Origin of the sequence: Paracoccus zhouxuedongae (assembly GCF_041927815.1) — a bacterium.
Lineage (GTDB): Bacteria > Pseudomonadota > Alphaproteobacteria > Rhodobacterales > Rhodobacteraceae > Paracoccus.
On the sequence record NZ_JBHFHM010000012.1, the window covers coordinates 66090 to 72712 of the forward strand.

At 60.5% G+C, this 6623-nt stretch carries 2 protein-coding genes, 1 tRNA gene and 1 rRNA gene; 2 read left to right on the plus strand and 2 right to left on the minus strand.

Annotated features, from left to right (window positions below; genetic code table 11):
- Window positions 1-82 precede the first annotated feature (82 nt).
- Together ACEYYA_RS13170 and ACEYYA_RS13175 are read left to right on the plus strand one after the other, a co-directional pair.
- Window positions 83-3052 carry a hypothetical protein gene (locus tag ACEYYA_RS13170; protein WP_374801364.1) on the plus strand — a complete coding sequence of 990 codons (2970 nt, stop codon included), beginning with the start codon at window positions 83-85 and terminating at the stop codon, window positions 3050-3052.
- Window positions 3052-6024 (plus strand): SNF2-related protein, encoded by a 2973-nt coding sequence (locus ACEYYA_RS13175; RefSeq protein WP_374801365.1) that lies wholly within the window; start codon window positions 3052-3054, stop codon window positions 6022-6024. Before ACEYYA_RS13170 ends, ACEYYA_RS13175 begins: the two co-directional genes overlap by 1 nt.
- A gap of 189 nt (window positions 6025-6213) precedes the next feature.
- On the opposite strand, the gene ACEYYA_RS13180 is transcribed toward ACEYYA_RS13175, so the two are convergent.
- Both ACEYYA_RS13180 and rrf read right to left on the minus strand, forming a co-directional pair.
- Window positions 6214-6290, minus strand: a tRNA-Met gene (locus tag ACEYYA_RS13180).
- 66 nt (window positions 6291-6356) lie between these two features.
- Window positions 6357-6471 (minus strand): 5S ribosomal RNA (gene rrf / locus ACEYYA_RS13185).
- Window positions 6472-6623: the final 152 nt, after the last annotated feature.

The window sequence follows — 6623 nt, forward strand, 5'->3', positions numbered from 1 at the left end:
GCAGTCAACCTTGCAGCGATCACGCCGTACCGGCTTTGTGATGATCTTGTTGGGCGACAGTATGGCGGGCTCGGAAGGAAACATGCAGATTGCAGATGCGCTTTCGGGTCAGCATCACGCACTTGCGGAGCACTTCGCGAACCTTTCGCGAGAGCGTGGCGAACTGCCTGTCTTCGCCATCGAGCACGGACTCGACGATCTGGCGCTGGAGGCACTGCGAAGGTCGGTCTCCCGCCAGTTGGAGGAGGATCCACAACTCGCGGGCGCCGCGTGGTCGTGGCGCTATCTGCCTCTGGTCGTTGTCGCTACTGAGGTAGGCTATCGATACCGGGGAACGGGGACAGACTTCTGGCCAGTACTGGCACAGGAGCTTGGGATCGACGCAGGACACACGTTCCGAACGGGCTTGTCCCGACTTTTTGAGCTCGGGCACCGAAGTGCACGCCTGGCCCGTCCGGGGGACAGCCCGTGGGAGCGTCATTTCCCACATATTTCGTGGCCTATTGGCAACTCCTTGGTGCCGCTGGAGATTCAGCCTCAGCTCACCGATGCTCTCAGGCGTGCTGTCAGGGCTGGAATTTCAGCCGACGACACGGACAGACTGCTCGAGTACATGCGGGGGCTTGCGGCAGGTCACTCAAGTCGCCGGTTCGAGCACTGGCTACTGCAGAGAGACGTCGCACTGGAGGTCATGCGCAGACTGCTTGCGCCCGAGTCTCCGGGATGGCTTTCCGAAACCATTCTGCAGAGAATAGACCGTGACATCCGAAAGGATCGCGGCGCATATCGCGCGATCACGGAAGCTCGGAAGACGGTCGCACGGCGATCGGCGCGCCTCGCCCAGATCGCGCCATCAAGGTATGTTCTCGCCTTGGAAGGCGAGACACCGCGGCATCTGATTATCAGGGGGCCGACGCTGCCCGCGCAGTCGCGCGATGAAGTGATTGCTGCTCTGCGCATACATGGCGACCGCATGCGTGCTTCTGGCGGCGTTCACGCGGTGCCTCTCGCGTCATTCCTTGCCGGTGGTGAAATCACTCTGGACAAAGCCTTCCCGTTTCCCTCATCGCCACTGCGCAGAGACGATGCGCTCGATGTCGATGAAGGAACGGCAAAAGTAACGCTGGAACGCCTGCAGCCACTGGAGCCGGAATTCTTCCTTGTCGAGGCCGGCGGGATGACGGCGTTCGCAGTCTTTCCGAACGAAAAGCTCCAACCGGACTCGGTGATCATCCAGTGCATTCGTGTCGATGACGAGGAAAACCTCGAAACGCGAATTCTACACACATCCGATTCAGCGGATTGCGAAGTCCTGCGCCGCCGCGGGTTTGTGGTTGCGGAACGCGGCCCCACCCTACGACTAATCGGACTTCCCGGACCAGGATCGTCAGACAGATTTCTTGCCTGCTTCCCCGTATTGGCCACTCAGCGCAGCGGAGCCTGCACCGAACTGCTCCTTGATGGCTCGGTTGCCCCCGGTGAGTTGCTTCGAATCCGTGGCATTGACTGGAAAGCCCTCCGACCCGACGTCGGGCTGCACGTGATCGAACCAGCTCACGGCGGAGACCTTGACAGACTGGAGTTCGAAGTCGTCGAGCCGCCTGATCTTGAACCTGCATATGTGAAGGTATTGCCAGGCAACGCGAACATCTCGGATCTGGAGGCAGGACGTCTGGAGATCAGGATCGGTGCGCCACTGGCCCTCGAGGACGTCCCGATCCGAATTCGGATAGTCTCTCCGAACGAACCGGAACTGGCTTCCGAAGGCATGATCGAGCGGTTGCCAGCCACGATAACGGGGCGCTCTCCGCTGCTGAATCATATCCAGACAGGTCTTGCCGGACGTCGTGCGAGTGATTCCGGGTTGCGCATTCATGTCGAAGTGGAGGGCCTTCTCGAGAAGGTCATCTCGCTTCCACCAGCTCGCCGGGAGCTTCGTTATGACTGGGATACAGGCAAGTGGACACGAATTGATGACGACGAGAAGGAACTGCCTTCGATCCTCGCCACGTGCGCTGAGCCTCTTCTCGGTGCCGGAGCCGATCCCCGGGAAGGGGCACGTCTCGTCCTTCCGGATGCCGCGGATCACCAGGCGCTCTCCGCGGGCCTGATCTTTCCTGGCAAGGCATCGGCCCGAATTGGCCTTGGAGAGCGCAGTTCGGTAAAGCTACCTGCTCTGCTTCGGGAGCCGTTTTCCAGGAGTGACGGCGTCGGGCTTATCGAACTGGCTCGAGCCAACGTTGCATGGCAACTCGCGGAGGCGAACGAACTGCTGGCGAACTGGCAGCGATGGGCAATCGTTGAAGAGCTTGAGGGCGCACTGATCGAGCAGCTCTGCGGGGCGAACTGGCGAAAACAGGAGACGGGTATCGATATATCGATACTGACAACGCATGGGGCGCTCCTTCGGTGCGCTGACGCGCTGGGCCTCGTTTCGGGAAAAGACCTGCCGAGGATCGAGACAGCTGCTGACCGGGAGTTCCTGCAGGATCGTTTGATCACTCGGTTCCGCGAGACTGTGCCAGATGTCCCGGAATCACTTCTGCAGTGGAACGACGATCTGGCGGGCGATCTCGATCTCGCCGTGATCGACGCATACGAGGACTTGCGGCACCATCTGGAGAGCAGTGGCATCGACGCCTTCGATGAGGTGGACATGTCCCGTCCAGCCGCAACATGGCGCAAGGCACTGGAGCGGTCTCGGGAAATGCCGCTTCTTCCGATGTTCCGCCCGCTCATCCTGCCTGATGCGCGGTGGTCAGCACTGGTCAGTCCCTGGTACAGCGAACTGGGCGAAGACGACCTCGTCGACCTGCTGGACTCCTGCCACGTTGATGCCTTCCGGCGACCAGGCCTGCGATGGCTCGGGCGCGCCGAACTCCGAACCATGCTCCAGTTGTGGCTGTCGCCCAAGCTGATGGTGGAAACGGAAGGTTGGCGAGACCTGCTCGCCAAGGCGCTTTCGGATGTCCAGACGAGCCGAGCCGTTCGCTATGTCGCCCTTCGACGCAAGCTCGCGCTCGGAGATCTGCCGGACGGGGGGGCCAATTGATGGACCAGTACCTCCGGTTCGTGAATGGCGTTCAGGCACTGCGGCGACGTGTCTCTGCGCTTGATATCGGGTTGGTTGGCGCTCTCGGAGTCGCTGCTGATCCATTGCCGCACCAGATTGCAACTGTGCGCAGGATCCTCGGGGATTCGCATATTCGGCACCTCATCTCGGACGAGGTCGGTCTCGGCAAGACCGTACAGGCGTTGATGATCGTGAATGCTCTGCGCTGGCAAGATCCCAAGCACAGAACGCTCGTCATAGCCCCGGACAACCTTTTGTCGCAATGGCAGGAAGAGTGCTGGATTCGTGGTCATGTCATGCCTGCCATCGCGGGTGCGCTTGGGCATGGCACGCATGACGATCTGTTGCCGATAACGCTGGCGCGACCGCGCGACCTGATGACGCGTCCAGGCCAGGGGACGCGAACCATCACCGCCGATCCCGATCTCTTCGATCTCCTGATCGTCGATGAGCCTCAAACGATGCAGCGGGAGGCAATCCAGGCAATCGCGTCTGCAGCGGATGACTTCCGGCAGGTTCTTGTCCTGTCCGCGACACCGAGGTTGGGCGATCCTTCATGGCGGGAGCCGATCTTGCGGATGATCGAGCCGGAAGCGGCTACTCTTGCGCGGATCGAGGGCCGGAGCGTAGCCGATGTCCTTCGGAGCCGCGAGGAAGCGGCTCTTGCGGATCTGAGCCAGACGGACTGCCCGGACCGCTGGAGGAGGGGTTTCCTGAGGTCAGGAGCTACGCGGCGGATCATCCGGAACGGTCGCTCCGAATGGGGTGCATATCTTCCGCAGCGCCGAAATCACGAGGTTCGGCTGCAACCGCTGACTTCCGAGCGAATGCGGCACGAGGTTGCTGCCATGATACTCGAGGGTACAGACCCGGCCCAGGGGATGCAGGGAACTGCATGGACAGCAGCACGAGCCCTTCAGCGGAGCGCTCGAGCGGCACGAACAGTCCTGACCGAACTTGCCGCCCGTGGAGGCGCGCTCGCTCAGCTTGCGGAAGCCGCGCGCGTGAAGTCGCTTGAGGACCCTGGCGACAGCAGGCTGGAGGCATTGCTGGACATCCTGTCTTCGCAATGGTGCGAGGATGAGGAGCGCGCTTTCATCATCGTCTGTGGGGACAATCCGACGATCGACATGTTGCGGGTGGCGCTCCCCAGATACTTTCCATCTCTGGTTGACGGGATCTCTGTGCTTCGGCGCCCGGTAGCAACGGACGTCGAAGGTGTCACCAATCTGCGGGAAATTCAGGAAACGCTCGCACCGCTCCTGTCTGGCGACAACCGCCTCCTGCTGGTTGGCGACTGGGTGCAAGCCGGGCTCAACCTGCACCATGTTGCTGACGGGATCATCTTCTTCTCCCTGCCCTGGGAAATCGACAGCATCGATCAGCTGATCGGCCGCGTGGACCGTCTTGGCGCAACAGGCGAGCGTAAGGGCGGCAGGCGTGTCATCGACATCTGGCGGATCCTGATCGAAGGGTCACAGGAAACCGCGATTGCCGACACGGTCGCGGAAATGGGCGTGTTCGACTCGCCGCTTCCGCCCCTCTCCCCCACGGACCTGGCGGAACTGCAGACAACTCTGGGGCACGCTGCCATAAGGCAAAAGGCAGCTCTTCTGGTTACTCCTCTCACTGGAAAGGGCATCGGTCTGCCGTCTCTCTTCCGGGAGGCGGCACCTTTCACACAGCAACAGGCAGCAGCCGACTTCGAACTGTGGCGAGAGAAGCCATGTCCTGCACCGGCGATGATGACCGACCTCGCGCGCCCTAACGAGACGCCCATTCGGCGGGAAGAGCGAGCTCTCGGGGCCTGGCTGAAAACGATCAAGGCATCGAGGGACTTTGATACCGGTGGGCGCGTGGACAGGGAGGATGGCTACGGCTTCCAGACGATCTGGTATCATGGAGTTGGCGAACGCAGGCGTGCCGGCGAGGCCCCGTTTTCCTTGCCTGGCGCGTCCCGCGAAAACTGGATGTCAGGTCACGTCCCGTTCATCTACCGGCGAGCCGACATCTCGGCACCGCCCCGGAAGATCGTCTTCACTGACGATGGTGAACTTGGGGCAGATGGTACACGTTCCGGCCGCCCACTCCGTTTCCTCGATCACGGCTCGGAACTGCACGATGCGCTGGTATCGGGCTATGCTGCCGCAGCCCTTACTGCATTCGGGAAAGCCAAGCCGGTAGTACAAACGAGCGTCAGGCTGCCCGAAGGTCACCCGGCACGGGGACTTGGCCCATTGGTAGTCATTACAGTCGCACAGTTCGACCCTTTCCCGGATGAGCTGCTGCCCGCGCTCTGGACGGCGGAGGCACGGGAGCTTCTAAACAGCGCGCCGACAGAAGTGCAGAAGGCTGCACTTTCCGCCGATCGACGCATGCTCCATACCCTTTTTCGTTCCTTCCAGCGCAGGCTCAGGATCGCAGCGCCGGCAGTATTCATGCGCAAGGGTTACTGGAAGGCCAAGGATGGCTGGCGGGAGTTGACCGAAGAAGAGGTCGATCTTTGTCTGCAACCAATAACGGCGTCGACCAACAATGCGCTGGCCAGAGGCAGAACCCCTCTGTCGGCACTCGAGAAACATGAGGCGGTCAATGCCCTTCGATCTCGACAACTGGCAAAAATCAACGCCGAGGTGGGGGAATACAGGGACTCGGTTCTGGACCGCATTCGACATGAGCTCGAAGGCCTGACAGATCAGGTGAGCGCATATTTTCTGGCGGAGATACGAAATCGCGAGCTCAACCTGGAACGACGCAGACAGGCTCCACCGGAAGCGGGTCCGGTCGAGCTCTGGCAGGGTCAGGTCGCAGCTTTGGAAAGATCGCTTTCAATGGCTCGCCTGAATTTCTCTGAAGCGACCGACTTCCTGCAGCGTCTTGCCGCCGGACATGACCTTGCTCGTACCGTCCAACCGTGCACCATCCTTCTGGCGCTCATTGCCGATGAGTGAGCGTGGGTTTCAAATGCCGAAAGCCCCCGCGAGGGGGGCTTTTGTGTCGGGCGATGTTGGCGGTTGTCGTCGGGTGCTGCCGAATGTCAAAATCCGGACGCGGTGTTGATGTGGCGTTGATGTAGACGCGCGCTTGTATATCCCCAGTGTTTCGCTCGGGATTGAAGTATTTGATATAATTGGGGATTTTGGTTGCGGGGGTAGGATTTGAACCTACGACCTTCAGGTTATGAGCCTGACGAGCTACCGGGCTGCTCTACCCCGCGCCAGCGGCGCAATTTTTGTTTTTGCGCCGGGATTTTCATCGTTTGAGAGGGTTGGCTTCTTTTCAGGTCTGGCGGTGACCTACTCTCCCACGTCTTGAGACGCAGTACCATTGGCGCGGCAGCACTTAACGGCCGAGTTCGGGATGGGATCGGGTGTTTTGCTTGCGCTATGACCACCAGACCTGAGAAGAAGCCAAGGATATCAGCGGAGTTGTTCAAGTGCTTTGTTTGGGCATGACGGGCATGAGCCTGTCTATTGCCGGATCAAATCAAGCCTATCGAGCAATTAGTACCAGTCAACTGAACGCATTGCTGCGCTTACATCTCTGGCCT